The 314-nt window shown below is 68.2% G+C and carries 1 pseudogene; it reads right to left on the bottom strand.

Annotated features, from left to right (window positions below):
- Positions 1-314: pseudogene (locus SB771_RS33910) on the bottom strand (ISNCY family transposase); the annotation flags it as partial.

Raw genomic sequence — 314 nt, 5'->3', positions numbered from 1 at the left:
GTGAAAAGCACGTGCATCAGCCGGCTCGTTGCGTCGTCGACGTACACCAGCAGCGTGCACTGCGGCGCCCGGTCCTCGAACCAGGGATGCTCGCTGCCGTCGATCTGGATCAGCTCGCCCAGGCACGACCGCCGCGCGCGCGGCTGGTAGACCTTCGGCGGCCGCTGCCGGCGCGGCACCCATAGGCCCGCGTCCGTCATCAGCCTGCGGACCGTTTCCTTCGCCAGACGTATGCCGTGGCATTCGTGCAGCTTCTCGCAGGCCAGCGTTGGGCCGAAATCGGCGTAGTACTCGCGGATAATCGCGAGGGCGCG

The sequence above is a fragment of the Burkholderia sp. SIMBA_051 genome (assembly GCF_046534915.1).
Lineage (GTDB): Bacteria > Pseudomonadota > Gammaproteobacteria > Burkholderiales > Burkholderiaceae > Burkholderia > Burkholderia ambifaria.
This window is presented reverse-complemented; position numbering and strand designations above follow the sequence as displayed.